This is a genomic window from Asticcacaulis sp., assembly GCF_051956075.1.
In the GTDB taxonomy this organism is placed as follows: domain Bacteria; phylum Pseudomonadota; class Alphaproteobacteria; order Caulobacterales; family Caulobacteraceae; genus Asticcacaulis.
On sequence record NZ_JBQCGA010000033.1, the window covers coordinates 58256 to 78953 of the forward strand.

Here is a 20698-nt window from a genome sequence, read left to right on the forward strand (position 1 = left end):
ATCAACGCGCCAGAATTTCGTTGAGCCTGAGATTTACTAACGCCTCGCTTAAGGGGGTCAGCTTCGGCCCGTCGGTCCACAACAACGCCGCCTCCACCGCCTTGTCCGGGTGGATTTGCCGCAAAAGGGCGACATAGCCGGCCATCTGGCGCTGATAGGCGATGGCCGCATCCTCGGCGCGGTCAGGCGCGGGGCGGTTGGACTTGTAGTCGATGATCAGGACGCGATCAGGCGCGATCACCAGCCGGTCGATGCGGCCGGACAGCATGACCTTTTCGCCCGACGCATTGACGCCGATCTGCCCGGCCAGGGCGACTTCGGGCTTCGAACCGGGACCGAAGGCCTCGGCAAAGCGCTCATGCTTAAGCACCGTCAAAACGGCCTGCGCCATCTCCTGCCGCTGCGCCGGAGTAAGGTCCGGCTGGCGCATCAGATAACGCGCGGCGATATCGGCGCGGCTGTCGGGCGCGACCTCGGGCAGGATTTCAAACAGCTTGTGGATCAGCTCGCCGCGCCGGTAGCGGCCCAGACCATTGGCCTGAGCCAGTGGCGACGGCGCGCGCTCGTCTTCGTCGCGCTCCTCATCGCCCATCTGCGACACGGCGCGCCAGCGTTCGAGATCGACCTCGGCCTGCGGCACATCGTTGAGCGCGAAAGCGGGCAGGGCGACCCGTGGCGTCACGGCTTCGGCCTCCGGCGTCAGGGCGGGCGAACGCTGGCCATAGGTGCGGATGGCGGCCTCCTGCATCATCTCCTGATCGTCGAAGGGCGCGTGAAGTCGAATGACCTCCGCAGCATCATCCACCCGGCCGAAAGCCTGATCCAGCAGATCGTACCAGCCAGGGAAACGCCCGGCTTTCGGCGTCTTCTTGCCCGCAAAGCCGCACAGGGTCAGCCGGTCGCGCGCCCGCGTCAGCGCCACATACAAAAGTCGCAAGCCCTCCTGCTCGTCGCGCGCCGCCTTGTCGTCGCGCAAGGCCGCGATGCGGGCGACATCGCCTTCGCGCTTACCGGTCAGGTAAAGCTCATCCGCGCCGGTGATCAGCAGGTCGTCATTGCGCGCGCTCATGTGCTGTGGCCCGATGGGCAGGATGACCCACGGCGCCTCCAGCCCCTTGGAGCCATGCACGGTCATGACGCGCACCGACCGTGCGCCCTCCTCCTGCTCGCGCTTGACCTGCGCCGCGCGGAACTCGAACAGGTCAAGACAGGCGGCAAGCCCGCCTTCGCCCGCGCTTTCGCCTTGCAGGGCCAGCGCCAGAGTCTCCTCCAGCACGTCCTCGCACTCATCGCCGAGGCGGGTCAGGAAACGCTGCTTGATGCTGCGACCCGCCGCATCGCGGCGGTTCAGGACGCGCGACAGGAAATCGAAGCCGCTCAAGGAGCGTGACAGCCGCGCCGCCCAGGCCAGCAGGCTGCGCGCCTCGGCGAAACGCGGCGCATCGTCGCCGTGCTCCCGCAAGGCGCGCCATAGCGAGCCTGCCCGTCCATGCGCCAGGATGAACAGGTCGTCCTCGCTGAGGTCGCACAGGGGGCTGCGCAGCACGCAGGCCAGGGCCAGATCGTCCTGCTGGCGCAGGCAAAACCGCATTAGGGCGCGCAAGTCCTGAAAGGCGATATGATCGGCCAGCTTCAGCCGGTCCGCGCCCGACACCGGTACGCCCGCCATCTTCAGTTCACGGATGATATGCTCGAACAGGGCGTCGCGCTTGCGCACCAGAATCAGCACATCGCCCGCATGCAGCGGCCTTGGCGTCTCGGTCTTCTTTTCATAGACGGCGCGTCCGGCGCGGATTTCGTCGCGCACCACGCCTGCGATCTGACGCGCCAGCCGCCGGGCCGCTGGGTCACTGACCGGCTGATCGACCGGGGCGTCGAGATCATCCGCATCGCGCTCCGGCGCGTCGATGGGCTGGACCTGCGGCCACAGTTCGACAAAGCCGTGCGGGCCTTCGCGGCGCGGCTGGTGCCTGATCAGCTTGCCGGTGAAGTTGAGCGCGGCGGCAAGCTCCGGCGCGCCAAACACAGCATCGACGAAGCCGAGCAGTTCGGGCAGGGTGCGCCACGATTCGACCAGATCGGGCGCGACGAATTTTTGACCCGCCCCACGCGCCAGCGCCTCGAAGGTCTGGCTTTTTTCAAGAAAGATTTCCGGCCGCGCGCCCTGAAAGCCGTAGATGGACTGCTTTTCGTCGCCGACCGCGAAGACGGTGCGGGCGGTTTCGCTCTCGCGACCGGAATAGAATTCGCCCGACAGCGCCTCGACGATATGCCACTGGTCCTCGGACGTGTCTTGCGCCTCATCGACCAGAATATGCTCCAGTCCGCCATCGAGCTTGAACAGCACCCACAGGGACATATCGCCTGTCAGCAAGAGGGCCTTGGCGCGTTCGATCAGGTCGGAGAAGTCGAGCGCGCCCTCGGCCTGTTTGCGCGTCTGATAGATGCCGCTGAACGCGCCGAACAACAGCACCGCATCAAGCGTGTCCTGCGCGATCTCGGCGGCTTTCAGAGTCTCGATCAGCTCAAGGATGTCGCGCCCCAGCCGGTCCATCAACAGGGCGTCGGCGGCGGCGGTTTCCTTGGTGTAGGGGTTTTTGCGCGGCTCACCCTTGCCGGTCAGAAACACGCCCCGGATCAGGTCGAGATCGAAATGCCCGTCCTGATGGAAGCGCACATGCAGGTCGAGAAACGCCTGCCCGGCGTCGCGATTGGTTTTGGACGATCCGCTCGACAGGGTGGCGGCCAGATCGCGGATCACCTGCCATTCCAGCCGCGCCACATAGGCGTCGAGGCAGTCCTTCGTCGTGCAGACGCTGGCGAGACCAAGCCGCCGGAACAGCTCATCGCGCCAGTCCGCTCGCGCGGTCATCGCCTCGAACCGCTGTCGCAGCGCCTCGTGCTGCATGACGAACTGGCCAATCAGCTTTTCGAAATTGGCGGTCTTCAGTTTACGGATCAATCGCGTCCGCGCCTCGACCAGCACGTCGGGCGCATCGAGCGTGAGAAGGTCGCTGATCGCGGCTTGCGCCAGGGCGCGGCCCTTGAGATCGTCCATGATCTCGAAGGCGGGCGACAGACCGGCCTCCAGCGGGAAGCGGCGCAGCAGCTTTTCGCAAAAGGCGTGCAGGGTCTGAATCTTCAGCCCGCCCGGCGTCTCCAGAGCGCTGGCGAACAGGGCGCGGGCGCGGCCCAGATCGTGCGTCGCCTCGTCGATTCCGGCCAGATCGGCGGCCAGATCGGCGTCATCGGCGACCGCCCAGCCGCCCAGCCGCTCGAACAGGCGGCCCTGCATTTCGGCGGCGGCGGCCTTGGTGTAGGTCACGCACAGGATGCGTTCGGGCCGCGCGCCATTGAGCAGCAGCCGCGCCACGCGGTTGACCAGGGTGGAGGTCTTGCCCGATCCGGCATTGGCGGTCACGAAGACATTGGCCTTCGGATCGGCGGCCTGATTTTGCGCCTTAGCCATTCTTGTCCTCCGTCTCCGGAGTCGCGTCCTCGTCGCCCAGCACATGCCATTCGTAGAGCCGCGCCAACTGATCGTAATCGCCGCCGCGCTGCGTCATATATTGCGGCGCGACCCATGACAGATAACCGGTTCCTTCGTCGGCGAAGCGGTCGAGGCAGCGTTGCAGGCTCAAAAGCGCGGCGTCGGCGGCGGCCTCGCTGCTGATGTCCTTCTTCTGCGCCTGTCGCGCGCGCGTCTCATCCGGCTTGACCTGTACATAGATCAGCTCGCCGAGATCGCGTTCAGGCAGGGCCGCAAAGCCGCCGCCGCGCGCAATCGCCGCCGTCAGGGTGAGCTGCGGGTAGAAACCGGCGCTGACCGCCTTGGCGGACGGAAGCTGGCCGGTCTTGAAATCGAGAATGTCGATGCCGTCGTCGCGAACCTCGATGCGGTCGGCGCGCGCGGTCAGCCGGAACGGCCCGGCCCGGGTACTCAGGATCAGCTCGCCCTTCTGTTCGACGTGCAGGCGCGGGCGCTGTTCGCGGCGCTGCGTCTCAAAGTTTACGACCCCGCGCGCCATATCCTCAAGCAGCGGCGCCTGCATGGCCATCTGCGCGGGCGACAGCCGGGTCTTCGCCAGTTCCTCTTCGAGCATACGGGTGAGCCGCGCTACGCCCGCCTCGCCAAGCGGCGCATCCTCAAGCACAAAGCGCTCAAGGCTTTCGTGGATCGCCGTGCCGCGCTGGCGCGCCTCGACCGGCTCATTGGGCCGGTCCATCGGTTTCAGCTTCAGTATGCGCTTGGCGTAGATGGCGTAGGGGTCGCGCACCCAGGTCTCGATATCGGTGACCGGCAGCTCGCTGGGCCGGGCCGCGACGGGCGGTTTCGGGGCGGGCTGGGGGGCGGATTTGAGCGAAGCCGGTGTTTCAGGCAGGCCTGCATCAAGGGCGCGCGCGTAGGTCAGCAGTTCGGGCCGCGAGGGCAGGTCCAGCCCCGCGCCCGTACACAGGGTTTGCAGTCGCCACAGCCAGCGCGAGGCGACGGCGGGCTCGCCTTCGCGGCGTTTGCGCGTCACCAGAAAGGCTTCCGGCGCGGCGGCGGCTTGCAGGAAATCGTGCGCCGACAGGCCGGTGCGGCGCTCCGGCGTCGGCAGGCCCAGCCGCTCGCGCATAGGCCGCGACAGAAACGGATCAATCTCCGGCGCGGGCGGCCACACGCCTTCTTCCAGCCCGGCCAGGATCAGTCGGTCGGCGCTGACCAGACGCGCCTCCAGCGCGCCGAGGATCAACAGGCGCGGATGGGTGTTGCCGCCGGTGCGCACCTTGGCCTGATGCAGCAGAGCCTCCAGCACATGCACGAGGTCGGGCAGGCCATTGACTGCAAACCCTTCACCCTCGTGCAGCAGTTCGGCCAGCAAAGACGCCGCCTGCGCGCCCGGCGCCCCGGCCCACAGAGCGTCGCGCGCCAGATGTTCAGCCAAACTTACAAATACGCTTACCGACGCCGCCAGATCGTCATGGGTCGCTTCCATCACCGGACGGATCAGATCATAATAGTCCGTCCACAGACGAATTGCTTCGGCATCGGGCGTATGCGCGGCGGCGAGGGCGGCGATGACATCTTCCGGCCCGTTGGGCGTCGCCCCGCGCAAGGCGTGTTTTTCCAGTCCGCGCAGGCCGGGATGATCCTCGAACCGGCTTAAGGGATTGCCGAACAGATCGAGCAGGCGCACCGGATCGACCGGGTTTTGTAACAGGGCCAACAGATCGCTCAAAAAGCGTCCGACGGGCGCATGGGTCAGCGGTTCGCCCGCCGAGGAATCGGGTTGCAGCCCCCAGCGCGACAGCCGCGCCGCCACGCGCCGGGCCAGGTTCAGGTCGGGGGTGATCAGCGCCGCCGTCTTGTCCGGCGTCTCCAGCGTCTCGCGCATCAGAAGCGCGATCACGCTGGCCCCCTCCTCATCGCGCGCCGTCTCGATCAGGCTCAGGCCTTCCAGCCCGCGCGCTAGAATATCGCCTTCGGCTGCGCGCAGCAGCGCAATCTGGGCGCGCCAGTCCTTGGTCGCCTCGGCGGGGCGCAGCGCCTCGTTGAGCAGGCGGCGGCGCGCGTCCGGCGCGCGCGTCGTCTCCAATGAGCCGGGCCACAAGCCGATCTGGTCGCGCGTCACGCCGTTACGATCCAGCATGCGCTTCATCGTGTTCTGCGGATGCGATTCCCCGATCAGCCGCCAGGCGTCTTCGGCCAGGGACAGATCGACGCCGGGAAGCACGACGCAGCCTTTCGGCGCGCGCGCGATCACCCCGGCCAGATCGGCCATGCTGGGCGCCGAGCCGGTGGTGCCCGCCAGTACGAGCGGGGTTTGCGGCGGATGTTCCGTCCACTGATCAAGCAGCCTGCGGATCAGCGCGACCTGACGCTGCGACGGGTCCATCAGGCCCAGTTCATCCAGCCGCTGCGGCCATAGTCGCGCGGCGATGGCGAGGAAGCGCGCCGACACCTGCCAATGTTCGGCCCACGCCTCCAGCACATATTGCGCCTGACCTTCGCCCGCCACCAAGGCGTCGAGCTTGTCGCCCGCGTCGATCTCCTCCAGCGCCAGCGCATCGAAGAATTTGGCCAGGCTGTCGGCCAGATCGAGTGTGCGGCGGGCGCTCAGGTTTGCGTCATGATGCGCAGCAATCAGCCGCGCCAGCTCGAAGCGGCGGCGCAAAGACGACAGGGCCGGGGGCAGGTCGAGCGCCAGCGCGTCGAGATCGAACGGCGGCTCGCCCTCGTCAAGATCGCCGATGGCGCGGATCTGCGGCAGCAGCAGCGCGCCGCCCTTGGCCAGCCCGGAAAAGGCCCGCGCCATGGCGCGCGCGCCGCGCCGCGTGGGGGTAAGAATCTGCGCATCCGACAAGCGCTCGCTGAGGTCCGCGCTCAAACCTGCGGCGAGGTCTTTCAACACATCGCGGCCCGCCGGTATGGTGAGCCAGCGCGGGCCGGGCCTGTCGAACAGCCCGCTCATCGACCCGTCAGGCGCGCTTCGGCGGCGTCGCGCGCGGCGGGATCGCCGACATGCATCCAGTCGCCGTGCATGACCACCCCGTGCAGGCGGCCCTGCGGCGCGATCCTGCGCCAGATCTTCGCCAGCGAAAAAGCCGCTTCCGATTCATGATCGACAATGGATGGATGGGTGATATGCACGCCCATATAGTTGAGCGGCGCGGCGGGGGCGTCGCCGCGGAAGGCGAGGGCGCCCTTAGCAGCCATAAAAAAATCGCCCGCGCCGTCAAAGCCCGTGGTCTGCGCCATATGCGCCAGCAGCAGGCAGGCCGCCATCTCATCCGGCTGCCAGGCGGCGGCGAGCCGATCCAGCGCATCGTCATCGCCGGTCCAGACGCTGTCGGTATTGGCGACCCAGATCGGATCGTCGCCTAGCAGGGCGCGCGCCTTCTTCAAGCCGCCGCCGGTTTCCAGCAGGGCCGCGCGCTCGTCGGAAATGATGATGTCTAGGTCCGCGCGCGTCTTTAAGTGCGCTTCAAGCCTGTCGGCGAAATAGTGGACATTGACCACGAACCGCTTTGCGCCCGCCGCCTTGAGCCGGTCCAGCATATGATCGAGCAAGGTCTTGCCCGCCACCTCGACCAGTGATTTGGGCCGGTCGTCGGTCAGGGGCCGCATACGCGTGCCGAGCCCGGCGGCCAGGATAAAGGCGGTTTCGGGCGCGTGTTTCATGCGGCAATGCGCTCCGCAAAACCGTGGCGGTTGAACCAGCCGAGCAGCCCCTCCATGCCGGGTTGACGTAGGTTTCTGCCGATATGCCGCCACATGCGCGGCATGAAGGCTGCGTATTTCGGCTTGGAATCGCGCACCACAAGGCGCGCGAAAATGCCGAGAATGCGCGCTTCGTTCAGCGTCGCCAATGCCGCATAATCTTTCATGAAGGCGTCGCGGTCGATGTGCGGACGCAGCGAGAAATAGTGGTCGAGCGCGGCGGCTTCCAGCTCCGGCGCGACATCGCGGCGCGCATCCTGCAACAGCGACAGCAAGTCCCAGCTCGGATGGGCGCGCAGACAGTCCTGAAAGTCAATCATGCCGACGCGCGCTGCGCCGTCGCGGCCCGGCAGCCATAAAAGGTTCTCGGCGTGATAATCGCGGTGGATGAAGGCGGTGGCTCCGGCCTCGGCGCGCTGGCGCAGGGGCGACCACAAAGCCTCCCATTCAGCGGCCGCCTCATCGCTGATGCGCGCGCTGGCGTCGAATTTTGGCAACCATTCGATGAACAGGTCCGCGCCCGTTTTCAGCGCCAGATCGTCATAGGAGAGCAGAGGCCAGCCATATTCGCCCTCCGGCGACAGCACTTCGGGCGGGGTCAGCTCATGCAGCCACGCCTGCGCCTCGATGGCGGAAAGATAAAGCGGCGTCTCGTCCTGACCGCGTTCGATCAGGCGCGCGAACAGATCATCGCCCAGGTCTTCGCTGATCAGGAGGCCGTTGGCGGCGTCCACCTCGTAAATCTCCGGCGCCGACAGACCTTGCGCGCGCAGATAGTTGGAGGCGGCGACAAAGGCCTTGATCCGGCCCGCCGCCAGGCGCGCCATCGCATTATAGCCGGAGGCGCGGCGCTCGTCTTCGGTTTCATGCAGACGGCACGGCTGGCTCTCCAGCGCGGGCGGTTGGTCCATCAGCATGAAGGTCTTGCCATCATCGCGCGTCAGCCGCTCATAGCGCCGCGTCGAGGCGTCACCCGGCAGGGGCTGACGTTGCGCGTCGGCGAATCCGGCGCTGAGCAGGAAGCCTTGTTTGATCGCTTCCCGGTCGATCGTGTCGTTCATAAAATGTCCCTGAACCGGCCCATCGGCGTAATGGTGGCGATCCGCCCCTTGCCTGTGTCCGCAGAATTGGTCTTATCGGCCTGTTCTAGGCTGATCTCCAGCCGGTCGTCAAAGCCCAAATGGCCAAGGCGGTCCGGCCATTCGATCAGCAGGACGGAACTGGGCAGAAGCTCGTCCAGACCCAGCTCATAGGCCTCCTCCGGGTCGGTCAGGCGATAGAGGTCAAGATGCGCGATATCGAAATCGGGCGCCGCGTACATCTGCATCAGGGTGAAGGTCGGCGAGGGGACGTCCTGATCGGGCGAGGTCAGGGCGCGGATCAAACCGCGCGCCAGCGACGACTTGCCCATGCCCAAGTCGCCGCGCAGGTAAACCACATCGCCCGCGCGCAAACGCGGCGCCAGTTCGGCGCCGAGGCGCAAGGTGGCGGCTTCATCGGACAGATGACGACGGTGCGGGGTTTCGGCGTCAGGTTCGGTCGTCATAAGGCGCATCCGGATTGAGCGTGAGCGTGCGCTCGACATAGGTTTTCAGGCGCTCGACGTCGAGATCGTCCGTATTCGGATCAATAATCGGGCCGAGGCTGAGATCGAAGCGCCTGCCCGCCTTGTTGAGGAATTCGTGGAACAGGGTGATGTCGCGCAATTCCTGCGAAAAGCGGTTGAACAGGTGGAACCAGACCGAATCCGGCCCTGACAGATGCGCCGGGATGAGCGGCGCGTCATATTTCTGCGCCAGCGACACGCAGCTTCCGGCCCAGGGCGGATCGCACAACGCCCCCGACGCATCGCGTCGCGCCAGCCGTCCGGCGGGAAACATCACCACGCAGGCTTCGCGCTCAAAGGCGTCTTTCGCGGCCTGTAAAGTGATGCGCGTCTTGTCGCGCGTGCGTTTGGCCTCGACCCATTCGACCGGGATCAGGCTGTCGATAAAGCGCGGATTGACCCGCAGCGCGTCGGCATTGGCGAAGAAGACGATATCTTTGCGGCGGCGTTTCAGCGCGTCGCGCACCGCGATGCCGTCGGCGATGCCGGTCGGATGATTACAGACGACCAGGCAGCGACCGGTTTGCGGCAGGCGGTCCAGCCTGCGCGCCGCGACCGCCAGCGACAGCAGGCGCGAGACGTAATCGAGCGCGTCCTCGCCGTTCAATTGCGCCACCGCGTCGGCCATGCGAACCGCCTTAGGATAGCCGAGCAGCTTATAGAGCGGCGGCTTGACGAACGGCCAGAGCGGGCTTGTGACCAGCCTCGGCGCCCGCTCATAGATCAGTTCGTCAACAATATGCATTCCGTCTGATCTGGCGTAATTTCGTGAGCTTGGCAAGGCGCGCGCGAGCGTCTAACCTGTGCGCATGACCACGCCCTTCCCCAAGTCCGGCCACAGGCCCGAAAGCGAAGACCGCCGCCACCCCAAGGCGTTTTTTCCCTATCTGCTACTTTGGGCGGTCTGCCTGGCTTCGCTGGCCTTTGCGGCCATGATGCTGGTGGTGCTGTCTTAACGCTTTGCCAGAACGCCGTTAACCATTATAGTCGCGACCCTGTGGAGCGCCGCTTCAGGCGCGGAGGGGATGCGGATGAGCCGGAAAGCCATCTTGTGGGCCATGGCCCTTGTGGTGATCGTACCCGCCCTGATCGGCGGTGGTTACTGGATCTGGTGGGACCAGGTCGAGAAGTACGCGCCCGTCACCCTTTCAAATCCCGACGACGTTTCAGCCATCCAGTCCATGCTGGACCGCGTCGATTATGTCTCGCCCAATGGTCCCGCCAATGCTTCGGCGCGCTGGGTCTATCTGATCGGCTATCGCAACTGCGCGCCTTGCAACGCTTATCAGCGCAGCGAATTCGCCACCTTGCAGGCGGCGGGCGTCGACACGCGCGTGGTGATGTTCGCGCGGCCCGATGACGGCGCGCAGAAGCAATCGACGCCGGAGGAGCGTTCGACCATAGCCGAACTGTGGCTGAACCGAAGCTGGCCGCTTTATCTGCAATGGTTCAACGCGCCCGAAGGCGACTGGAAGGCGACGGGTCTGCCCGTGGCCGACGACGATATGGCGCGCTCCGGCGTGGTCTGGGCGTCGCGCGAATTCGTTTCCGAGCTGACGCCGGTTTTAAGCCGCAACCGCATCAATACCAGCTATCCGCTGGTCATCTGGCGCGACGCCAATCATCAGTTGCGCGTCTGCGCCTGCGCCAGCGACAAGGCCTATCACTTCCTCCGCGAGGATTTCGGCGTCAAGGGCGATCTGGAGCAGGCGGCGCAGAGCCTGATCGACCTGCCCGGCAAGCTGATCAGCAGCGCCACATCAACGAGCGCCGCGCCCGCCAACGACGGCCCGGACGGGCAGATGCAATAGGTTAATCACCACGAAAAACACGAAAAGACTACGAAAGCGTCGCAGCGAAACGGTGATCTCTTTTCATACAGTAAAGACGCTCCGCGCACCTACGAGCAGAGTCCTTTCGTGCTTTTCGTGGTAAAAAATAACCCCCGCTAGCGTGGCCAGCGGGGGTGTCGTTTCAGATCAATCTGAAAAGCTTAGGCTTCGGCGTCAGGATTGCCGGAAGCTTCGGCGGCGGCCATCTGGGCGCGCAGCTCGGCGCCCTTGGAGCCGCGCGTCGAGTTCATCGAACGCTCGGTGATACGGGCCGACTTGCCGCGACGGTCGCGCAGGTAATAGAGCTTGGCGCGACGCACGACGCCGCGACGCTTGACTTCGATGGATTCGATGTTCGGCGACAGGATCGGGAACTTGCGCTCGACGCCTTCGCCGAACGAGATCTTGCGCACTGTGAAGGTTTCGTTGATGCCCGAACCCGCGCGCGCAATGCAGACGCCTTCGAAGGCCTGGACGCGTTCACGGTCGCCTTCCTTGATCTTGACGTTGATGCGCAGCGTGTCGCCGGGCTGGAATTGCGGGAAGGTCTTGTCGCCTTTCAGCTTGGCGACTTCTTCGGCTTCGATCTGTTGAAGCAGGTTCATAATGATTACCTTTCTGAGGCTTACTTCCGTTGGGAAGCGCCGTTTGCCTGTAAGTTGGAAAGATAGGCCTCCCACAGATCGGGCCGCCGCTCCTTCGTTGTCGCCTCTCTTTGCTGCTGCTTCCATTGCGCCATCTTCTTATGGTCGCCGGATAACAGCACTTCGGGGATGTCGAGGCCCTCGAAGGTCCGCGGTCTTGTGAACTGCGGCTCCTCAAGGAGACCATCCTCAAAACTTTCGCGCTCCAGACTGGCCGCCGCCCCCAGAACGCCGGGGAGCAGACGCACAACCGCCTCAATCGCCACCATCGCCGCCGCTTCGCCGCCCGCCAGGACCGCGTCGCCGACGCTGATTTCCTCAAATCCGCGCGCGTCGAGCACGCGCTGATCCACCCCTTCAAAGCGACCGCACAAGACGATCAGCCCATCGGCCTTCGCCCATTCGCGCACCTTGTCCTGCGTGAGCCTCCGGCCGCGCGCGCTCATATAGACGAGCCGCTTTCCGGAAACATCAAGCGAATCAAGCGCTTTGGCGATCACATCCGCCTTGAGCACCTGACCCGGCCCGCCGCCAGCGGGGGTGTCGTCAAGAAAGCCGCGCTTATCGCTTGAAAAGTTACGAATGTCCAGTGTTTCCAAGGCCCAGAGCGCGGATTCTTTCCACGCCGTACCGATCAGCGACACACCGAGCGGCCCCGGAAAGGCTTCCGGGAACATGGTCATCACCGTGACCGTGTAGGGGGAGGGCGCGTCAATGTCGGACATGGCCGCGCCCCTTAGCACACCTGAACTTCGGCGCAAACCGTCAATAGGTCAGCTTCAGGCTGACGCCATAGGTGCGCGGCGCGCCCAGAAAGGCGTCATAGCTGCCCGACTGGAACGGCGCGGCGAAGGCGACCTGCTCATAGGTCACATCCGTCAGGTTGCGGCTCCACAGGGCCAGCGCCCAGCCCTGATCGGGCCGACTGAGTTCGACCTGGCCGGTCAGCAGGGTATAGGCCTTCTGTTCCTTGATCGGATTGAGGTCCGAGCCGGTATTGTAGGCGCTGTTGTACTTGGCGCTGAGGGAGGCGTTCAGCACCAGATTGCCGAACTTGCGCGTATAGGCGCCGCCATAGGCGCCCGACCATTTCGGCGCGAAGGAGGCGGTTCCGTTCGCAATCAGCGGCAGGCCCGGCACGGTCTCAGGACCGAACTTGGCGTCGTCATAGGTCAGGCCTGCGTCGAAGCTGAAGTCGCCGACATAGTAGCGTCCATCGAGCTCCACACCCTTCGAGCGCAGATGCGGCACCGAATAGACCAGGAAGGTCGTGCCGAGATAGGTGTTGAGCTGGAAGTTGCGGAAGCTCTCGTCAAAGGCGGCCAGATTGGCGCTCAGATGGTTGCCGAACCAGCGCCCTTTGATTCCGATTTCAGACGAGCGCGAGGTTTCCGGTTTGAACGAGGAATCGCGGTCCACCGTCATATCGGGATTCTGCTCACGGTCGAGATTGAAGCCCGTGCCCTTCCAACCGGTCGCATAGGACGCATAGGCCATCAGGTTCGGCGTCGCCTGCCATTTCAGGCGCAGCGAGCCGGTGGTCGCATCCTCGGCATTGCGCTGATAAAGCGTCAGATTGTTATAGGCCGGATTTGACCATGGCAGGCACAGCACGCCCTTGCCGCCGCTGGCCAGCGAACAGGCCAGGCCGTTATCGGAGTTGGTAAAGCGGCTGACGACGCGCTTGGTCTGGTGGTTCCAGCGCAGGCCGCCCAGCAGGGTCAGGCTGTCGGCCAGCTTCCACTCGCCATGACCGAAGACGGCGAAATTGTGCTCATGCTGGTCGTAAGAGTCGTGGCTGCCCTGACCTTCGACGAAGGACTGGCCGACCGGCAGGCCGGTATAGCCCGCCACCTTGGCCAGGCTGGACCCGCCTGACAAAAGCAGGCTGACATAGGATTCATAATCCGCGCCATAGAGCGTCTCGTCGTGGCGCGTCAGCTCGCTCTGGTCGAGATAGAGGCCCGCCATCCAGTTGTAACGCGCACCGCTTCCGTTCAGACGCACCTCTTGGGAAAAGGTGTCGAAGCGGTTTCGCAGGCCGCCCGGATCGCGATAGAGGATGTCGGCGGCGGTGAAGTCGCCGTCATAGCCATTGGCGTGGTCCCAGTGACGCACAGCGGTGATCGAGGTGAGCTGGATCGCATCGTTCAGCTGGAGATCGAACTGCGCAGACACGCCGCCATCCTTCAGACGCTGGGGCAGGGGGCGGTTCGACCACACCTGTCTGGTCTTGGGGTCGGCGACCGAAGCCGTGCCGTCGCCGCCCGCCAGACTGTCGATATAGCCCTTTGTGCCGCCGACGGCGATGCTGACCGCCGCGCAACAGGCCTCGTCGCGGTCGGTATAGTCGGCAATCAGGCGCAAAGAGGCGCGGTCGTTCGGCACGTAAAGCAATTGCCCGCGCGCCGACCAGTAGTTCTGATCGCCGTCATCGCTGCGCGTCGCCGGACCATTGCCGACATGGACCTTATATTGGCCGTCGCGTTTACGCTTGGTCACGAACAGCGACCCGGCCCAGGCGTCGCTGAGCTTACCCGTAGTGTAGAGCGAGACGCCATAGGCGCCCATATTGCCGGCATCGAGCGTCACCTCGGTCTGCGGCGTAAAGGACGGCAGCTTTGACACCACCTGAATCACGCCCGCCGAAGCGCCCTTGCCATAGACGTCCGACTGCGGGCCTTTCAGGATTTCGATGCGGTCCAGCGGACCCAGATCGCTCATCGCCGTAGCGGTGCGGGCGCGCGACACGCCGTCGATCACCACGCCGACCGAGGAATCTAGCCCCGGATTGTCGCCGACCGTGCCGACGCCGCGCAGCCGCGCCGTCACCTGCGCCTCATTGGCGTCGGCGATGACGAACAGGGACGGGGTGAGGGTTTGCAGGTCGCGCAGGTCGTGCGCCTGCGCCCGTTCCATCTGCTCGCCGCTGACCACGCTGATCGCCAGCGGCGTCTGACGCAGAGGTTCGGGCCGCTTTTGCGCGGTGACGATCACCTCGGTGATGTCATGGCCCGCCTGCTGCGCATAGGCATGCGGCGCCAGCAGGACAGTCGCAGAAGACAGGGCGGTGAAAACCATCAGACGTGACGACGACGACAACAGAAGAGGCATGGAACCATCTCGAATAACACCCCCAAGGGGGCCGGAATGCGCCGCCCCTAGTCGCTTTGCTCCGCCTTCGCAAGCGCGCAAAACGTGTGCGTCGGCAAACTTGACCTTAGGTAAGCTTGAAAGCGTTGCGCGGCAAAGAAAACGAAACCGCTGTTATCTGAAGGATATCGCGCTTTTGCGTCAACTGTGTCCGGCATACGACACAGAAACTTGACCGTTGCGGACGGACGTGTTTCCCTCCAATGCGAGCGCATCAGGGGCGCTTCCGGTCCGCGGGCAGGGATTTTCCCACCTCAATTTCGACTGACCTTCACAAGCCTTCTTTCGGCCCGTCGCGCGGACACCGGGCAGACAGGAAAGAGGTTTGTCATGACATCCATCTCCCAACTCAATCTCGACTATTATCGCAAGCAGGCCAAGGCCTTGCTGAAATCCGCGCGCGCGGGCGACGCCGAAGCCCTGGCGCGTTTCGCCAAGGACGATCCTCTGGGTGATCTGGCCCTGCACGACGCCCAGCGCATCATCGCCCGCGAGCAGGGCTTTGCGAGCTGGCCGAAATTCCACGCCTTTATTGAGCAATCGAAGCTCGACGCCCGCGATCTGGTGGCGCGTTTCGTCGATGCGGCGACCTCGGACGGCCAGCGCGCGCGGCAGATGTTGCAGGACCATCCCGAACTGAAGCACGGCGGGCTTTACGCCTGGCTGGTTCTGGGCGGCAATAAGGGCGTGGCGGCGGCGCTGGCCAAACGGCCCGACATCGTCAACGCTAAGATCGGCCCGGAAAAGGTCGAGCCCTTGGTCTATGCCTGCTTCTCACGCTTCGGTCATGCGCGTTCGAAGCGCGCGCCTCATCTGGCGGAGACGGTGCGATTGCTGCTGGCGGCGGGCGCGGACCCGAACACGAGCATCCCTTCCGAATACGGGCCTCTGTCGTGCCTATATGCCGCGTCGGGCATTCTCGGTAATATTGAGATGACGCGGCTGCTGCTCGAGGCGGGGGCCAATCCGAACGATGGCGAGTCACTCTATCATGCCACGGAACAGCCGGATCATGGCTGCCTGAAGCTGCTGCTGGCGCACGGGGCCGATATCGAAAAGGGCAACGCCATCAAACATATGCTCGACCGCGAAGACCCGGAAGGGCTGCAAATTCTACTTGACGCCGGGGGCGATCCCAATCTGGCCAATCCGCAGGGCGCGACCGGTCTGCACTGGGCGGTGATGCGCGGGCGCTCGGCGCGGATCGTTTCCATGCTGCTCGATGCGGGCGCCGATGTGGATGCAAAGCGCATGGATGGGCGCACCGCCTATGCTATGGCGCTGGCCAGCGGGCAGACGCAGATCGCTGACCTTCTGGCGGCGCGCGGCGCGGACACGGGCCTCAATCCGGTGGACGCCTTTATCGCCGGGCGCGGTCCGGCCCCGCAAGGGTTGGCGGACAGCCCGGCGGCGGCGCATCTGATGGTCGAATTGGTTGAACGCGGGAATGTCGCGGGAGTGGAAGCCCTGTTGCAGGCCGGTGTATCGCCGGATGTGCGCGGCGGCATGGGCGAGACGCCGCTGCACTGGGCGTGCTGGAAAGGCAATGCCGACCTGATCCGCGTTCTGCTGGCGCACGGCGCGCCGCTCGATGCACAGGAGACAACCTATAAGGCGACGCCGCCGGGCTGGCTGCATCACGGTTCGACCAACTGTCGTGAGGGCGACTATGCTGAGGGGGCGCGCCTTTTGCTGGCCGCGGGTGTGCGCGAATGGACCGAGCCGAGCGGTAACGATGCGATGGACGGCGTTCTGCGTGAAGCGGGATTATTTTGACGCATATGTCAAAATATGCTAGATTTATGCTTTAGATGCGAAGGAGTCTAGCCATGCCCCATGACAAAAAACGGGCGTTGCGCGCAGGTCCGGCGGCGTCCATAGCGCCGGACCTGACCAACAGCCTCGCCATCGCCTTTTACGCCGCGATCTGGACCGTCGCTGCCACTCTGGTGGCGCTCGTCTTCTTTAAATAGGCGACAGACAGCGCCGGAACGAGACGGTTCCGACGCTGTTTTCTATGAGAACACCACGGTCTTGCCGCCATTGATCAGCACGCGGCGCTCGACGTGCCAGGTCACGGCGCGCGCCAGAACACGCGCCTCGATATCCTGACCGATGACGACAAGCTGCTCCGGCGTGTGGCCGTGATGCACACGCTGCACGTCCTGCTCGATGATCGGGCCTTCGTCGAGGTCCGAGGTGACGTAGTGGGCGGTGGCGCCGATGATCTTGACGCCGCGCGCATGCGCCTGATGGTAGGGCTTGGCGCCTTTGAACGACGGCAGAAAAGAATGATGGATATTGATGCAGCGCCCTTGCAGCCGCCGCGCCAGATCGTCGCTTAAGATCTGCATATAGCGCGCCAGCACCACCAGGTCGGCGCGCTGCTCTTCGATCAGGGCCAGCAACGCCGCCTCCTGCTCAGCCTTATTGGTCTTGCTGACCGGCAGATGCACATAAGGCACGCCATTCCATTCGACGAAGGAGCGCATATCCTCATGGTTGGAGATGACGCAGGCGATCTCGACCGGCAACTGGCCGGAGCGCCAGCGGTGCAGCAATTCGTACAGGCAGTGGCCGAACTTCGACACGGCGATGACCACGCGAGGCTTGATCGACAGGTTATGGATCGACCAGTCCATGCTGAAACGGTGGGCGATCGGCTTGAAGCCGTCGCGTAAGGTGTCCATCGGCGGCATTTTCGGCCCGGCCTGTTTGAACACCACGCGGACATAGAAGGTGTCGCCTTCGGAATCGTTGAACTGGTTGGATTCAACGATGGAGATGTCGTTGTCGTTGAGATAACCCGATACCGCTGCGACAATGCCGCGCGTATCCGGGCACTTGATGATCAGGACGTGGTGGGACGGGTCGAAGTCGGTGCTTTGGCTCATAAAGGCGCTATAGCATCAAAGTCTTATCGAAGGCGAAGGTTTCAGGGGAAAGCAAACCAGGGGGAAGCAAAAAAGATGCGGGGCCAACTGACCCCGCACCCCGGAAGTTTCAAATCATGGCGCGCTTTACAGCGTGCGCTTGATCTCTTCGACCGTGAAGCATTCGATGAAGTCGCCGGCCTTCAGATCCTGGAAGCCGTTGAACGCCATGCCGCATTCCTGGCCGACCACCACTTCATTGACTTCGTCCTTGAAGCGCTTGAGGGTGGACAGAACGCCCATTTCCTGAATGACGACATTGTCGCGCAGGATGCGGATGCGCGCGCCCTTCTGTACGCGGCCTTCGGTGACGCGGCAGACCGCGACCTTGCCCACCTTGGAGATGTCGAACACCTCCAGGATTTCGGCGTTGCCGAGGAAGGTTTCGCGCTGGATCGGGGCCAGGAGGCCCGACATGACGCCCTTGATGTCGTCGATCAGGTCGTAGATGATCGCATAGTAGCGGATCTCCACGCCTTCACGTTCGGCCAGATCGCGCGCCTGCTTGCCGGCGCGGACGTTGAAGCCGATGATCGGCGCGTTCGAGCCCTTGGCCAGTTGCACGTCCGACTCAGTGATGGCGCCGGCCCCCGAATGGATGACGCGAGCGCGCACCTCATCGGTGCCCAGCTTGTCGAGCGAGCCGACAATCGCCTCGGCCGAACCCTGCACATCCGCCTTGATGATGAGCTGGACTTCCTTGGCCTTGTTGGCCGCCAGTTTCGACATCATGTCGGTGAGCGACACGGCCCCGACGGGCGCCATTGTCTTTTCACGCCGCAGGCGTTCGCGGTACTCGGTGATTTCGCGCGCGCGGGCTTCGTTTTCGACCACGGCGACCGCCTCGCCCGGATCGGGCGCGTTGTTCAGACCGAGAATCTCCACCGGCATGGACGGACCAGCCTCAGTCAACTGCTCGTCGCGTTCATTGATCAGGGCGCGTACGCGGCCATAGGCGGCGCCCGCGACGATGATATCGCCGCGCTTGAGCGTGCCGCGCTTGACCAGAACCGTGGCCACCGGACCGCGACCCTTGTCGAGCTTGGCCTCGATCACCACGCCCTCGGCGGTGCGGTCGGGATTGGCGCGCAGGTCCAGAACCTCGGCCTGCAACAGGATGGCTTCGATGAGCTGGTCGAGGCCCTGACCGGTCTTGGCCGAAACCTCAACCACCTGGGTGTCGCCGCCCAGCGATTCCACCACGACCTCGTGTTGCAGAAGCTCGTTGATGATGTTCTGCGGCTTGGCGTCCGGCTTGTCGATCTTGTTGATCGCCACGATCATCGGCGTACCCGCGGCGCGGGCGTGGTTGATCGCCTCGACCGTCTGGGGCATGACGCCGTCATCGGCGGCCACGACCAGCACGACAATGTCGGTGACGTTGGCGCCGCGCGCGCGCATGGCCGAGAAGGCCGCGTGGCCCGGCGTATCGAGGAAGGTGACGCGGTCGCCCGACGCCACCCGCACCTGATAGGCGCCGATATGCTGGGTGATGCCGCCGGCTTCGCCGCCTGCCGTATCGGTCTTGCGCAGGGCGTCCAGAAGCGAGGTCTTGCCGTGATCGACGTGACCCATGACGGCCACGACCGGCGGACGCGGCTGCGTGTCGTCCTCGTGGTCGTCGGCGTCGATAAAGCCTTCCAGAACATCGGACTCGGACACGCGCCTGACCGTGTGGCCGAATTCCGACGCTACCAGTTCGGCGGTGTCGGTGTCGATCACATCATTGATCTTGAGCATCATGCCCTGCTTCATCAGCATCTTGATGATATCAACGGCGCGCACGGCCATCCGGTTGGACAGCTCCTGCACCGTGATGACGTCAGGGATGACGACTTCGCGTGAGACGCGCGCCTGCTCGACCTGATGGCCCTTGCGCTTTTCGCGTTCGCGTTCGCGGGCGCGGCGCACCGAGGCCAGCGAGCGCATGCGGTCGGCGGCGCCTTCGTCGTCTCCGACCACGGCCTGCAGGGTCAGGCGGCCTTCGCGGCGCTTGGGCTCGCCGCGCGTTTGCGACACGGCCTTGCTGGGCGCGCCCAGCTTGCCGCGCTTCACGCCGCTGCGGGCGTCATCATCATCGATGGTCTTGCGCGCATCCAGCGCCTTGTTGCTGACGCCCGCGCCGCGCGATGAGCGGATACGGTCCACTTCCGGCGTTGAAGGCGCATTGGCGGCCACGCCGGGCGCAGCGCGCGGCGGACGCGGCGAATTGGCGCTGTAGCGCACGGTCTCGCCGGGACGCGACGGGCGGTCGCCGCGTGGCCCTTGAGAACGGTCGCCCTGCGGACGATCGCCCTGAGGCCTGTCGCTGCGGGGGCGGTCGCCTTGCGGACGATCACCTTGCGGACGCTCGGTACGCTGACCCCAGGCCGGACGATCGCCGCGCGGACGATCGCCCTGAGGTCTGTCGCCGCGTGGGCGGTCGCCCTGAGGACGCTCAGATTGGGGACGATCAGATTGCGGACGATCGCTGCGCTGACCCCAGGCCGGACGGTCGCCCTGCGGACGATCTCCACGCGGGCGGTCGGACTGCGGGCGGTCCCCTTGCGGGCGTTCACTGCGCGGGCGATCGGCTTGCGGACGCGGCGCTGCGGCCTGCGGCGCGGCGGAGGCTTCCACAGGCTTGGGCGCGGGGGCTTCCGTCGGCTTGACATCGGCTTTAGGGGCTTCGGGCGCCTCGATTTTCGGCGCTTCCGGCGTAGCGGGCTTGGCCGGGGCGGCCTGAGCCTGCGCGCTTTCGCGGGCGGCGGCGGCGCGGGCCTCGGCGTCACGGCGCTGCTGTTCGGCCAGAGCGGCCTGAATCGCGCGCTGACGGGCTTCCTGCTCCTCACGGCGCAGACCGCCAGCGGAGCCGCCACCCGAAGCGCCGGAGTCGCGCGCTTGGCTCGGCGCCGGACGCTGGCCCTGCGGACGGCCCAGATTCAGATCGACACTGGGGCGCACATGCGGCGACGCGCCGACGGGCGGCGCGCCGATGCGGCGTTTGGTTTCCACCACCACGGTCTTGGAGCGGCCATGGCTGAAACTCTGCTTCACGGTGCCGCTGGCCACATTGCCTGCGGCGCGCGGCTTCAGCGTCAGCGGCGCGCGCTCAGGGCGCGAAGCATCGCCGCCGTGTGGGGTGTTGGTCTTGTCGTCTTTTCCGTCGCTCATCCGGCTCTATAACTATCTCTTTGAGGCGGTCATCCCAGCCTCGTCTTCAAAAACTGTCGCCGCCGCCGCATATGCAGTCGGTAGCTTTCCGAAACTCGTTAATCCGCTTAATCGCCTGCGGATAAATCACCCTGACCGTGTGGCGTCAAGGTGGGGCGGCGCTTTTAAATCCG

The 20698-nt window shown here is 64.9% G+C and carries 15 protein-coding genes; 4 read left to right on the plus strand and 11 right to left on the minus strand.

Translation table 11 applies throughout. The features are described 5' to 3' along the window. Window position 1: 1 nt before the first annotated feature. The 6 genes from addA to ACTHLA_RS09190 are packed head-to-tail and all read right to left on the minus strand — an operon-like array spanning window position 2 to window position 9555. The gene (gene addA / locus ACTHLA_RS09165) at window positions 2-3469 is read right to left on the minus strand and encodes a double-strand break repair helicase AddA (RefSeq protein WP_440187703.1); all 3468 of its coding nucleotides are present in this window, start codon (window positions 3467-3469) and stop codon (window positions 2-4) included. Next, window positions 3462-6455 (minus strand): double-strand break repair protein AddB, encoded by a 2994-nt coding sequence (gene addB / locus ACTHLA_RS09170; RefSeq protein ID WP_440187706.1) that lies wholly within the window; start codon window positions 6453-6455, stop codon window positions 3462-3464. Before addB ends, addA begins: the two co-directional genes overlap by 8 nt. Beyond that, on the minus strand, window positions 6452-7165 hold the full coding sequence (murU, locus tag ACTHLA_RS09175) for an N-acetylmuramate alpha-1-phosphate uridylyltransferase MurU (protein WP_440187709.1): 714 nt from the start codon (window positions 7163-7165) through the stop codon (window positions 6452-6454). The genes addB and murU overlap by 4 nt, the downstream gene beginning before the upstream one ends. Then, a complete protein-coding gene (amgK, locus tag ACTHLA_RS09180; RefSeq protein WP_440187712.1) occupies window positions 7162-8265 on the minus strand; it encodes an N-acetylmuramate/N-acetylglucosamine kinase AmgK in 1104 nt (367 codons plus the stop codon). Before amgK ends, murU begins: the two co-directional genes overlap by 4 nt. Beyond that, window positions 8262-8750: a tRNA (adenosine(37)-N6)-threonylcarbamoyltransferase complex ATPase subunit type 1 TsaE gene (gene tsaE / locus ACTHLA_RS09185; protein WP_440187715.1), complete on the minus strand. Its 489-nt coding sequence runs from the start codon at window positions 8748-8750 to the stop codon at window positions 8262-8264. Before tsaE ends, amgK begins: the two co-directional genes overlap by 4 nt. Next, complete coding sequence (locus ACTHLA_RS09190) at window positions 8734-9555, minus strand: GNAT family N-acetyltransferase (RefSeq protein ID WP_440187718.1); 822 nt, start codon at window positions 9553-9555, stop codon at window positions 8734-8736. The genes tsaE and ACTHLA_RS09190 overlap by 17 nt, the downstream gene beginning before the upstream one ends. 64 nt (window positions 9556-9619) lie before the next feature. On the opposite strand from ACTHLA_RS09190, the gene ACTHLA_RS09195 reads away from it, so the two are divergent. Further along, window positions 9620-9766, plus strand: a complete 147-nt coding sequence (locus ACTHLA_RS09195; protein ID WP_440187721.1) for a hypothetical protein — start codon at window positions 9620-9622, stop codon at window positions 9764-9766. Between the two features lie 75 nt (window positions 9767-9841). Further along, a complete protein-coding gene (locus tag ACTHLA_RS09200; RefSeq protein ID WP_440187724.1) occupies window positions 9842-10621 on the plus strand; it encodes a hypothetical protein in 780 nt (259 codons plus the stop codon). Between the two features lie 182 nt (window positions 10622-10803). Here ACTHLA_RS09200 and rplS read toward each other — a convergent pair whose 3' ends face one another. The 3 genes from rplS to ACTHLA_RS09215 are packed head-to-tail and all read right to left on the minus strand — an operon-like array spanning window position 10804 to window position 14400. Next, the gene (gene rplS, locus ACTHLA_RS09205; RefSeq protein ID WP_440187727.1) at window positions 10804-11247 is read right to left on the minus strand and encodes a 50S ribosomal protein L19; all 444 of its coding nucleotides are present in this window, start codon (window positions 11245-11247) and stop codon (window positions 10804-10806) included. A 20-nt stretch (window positions 11248-11267) separates the two neighbouring features. Next, a complete protein-coding gene (gene trmD, locus ACTHLA_RS09210; RefSeq protein WP_440187730.1) occupies window positions 11268-12011 on the minus strand; it encodes a tRNA (guanosine(37)-N1)-methyltransferase TrmD in 744 nt (247 codons plus the stop codon). A gap of 40 nt (window positions 12012-12051) precedes the next feature. Further along, a complete protein-coding gene (locus ACTHLA_RS09215; protein ID WP_440187733.1) occupies window positions 12052-14400 on the minus strand; it encodes a TonB-dependent receptor in 2349 nt (782 codons plus the stop codon). A 369-nt stretch (window positions 14401-14769) separates the two neighbouring features. On the opposite strand from ACTHLA_RS09215, the gene ACTHLA_RS09220 reads away from it, so the two are divergent. Beyond that, on the plus strand, window positions 14770-16215 hold the full coding sequence (locus ACTHLA_RS09220) for an ankyrin repeat domain-containing protein (RefSeq protein ID WP_440187736.1): 1446 nt from the start codon (window positions 14770-14772) through the stop codon (window positions 16213-16215). A gap of 53 nt (window positions 16216-16268) precedes the next feature. Beyond that, complete coding sequence (locus ACTHLA_RS09225) at window positions 16269-16412, plus strand: hypothetical protein (protein ID WP_440187739.1); 144 nt, start codon at window positions 16269-16271, stop codon at window positions 16410-16412. Between the two features lie 42 nt (window positions 16413-16454). Here the strand turns inward: ACTHLA_RS09225 and purU are convergent, their stop codons facing one another. Further along, entirely contained in the window at window positions 16455-17333 is an 879-nt protein-coding gene (gene purU / locus ACTHLA_RS09230) for a formyltetrahydrofolate deformylase (protein WP_440187742.1), read from the minus strand. A 126-nt stretch (window positions 17334-17459) separates the two neighbouring features. Beyond that, complete coding sequence (gene infB, locus ACTHLA_RS09235; protein ID WP_440187745.1) at window positions 17460-20525, minus strand: translation initiation factor IF-2; 3066 nt, start codon at window positions 20523-20525, stop codon at window positions 17460-17462. Window positions 20526-20698 lie beyond the last annotated feature (173 nt).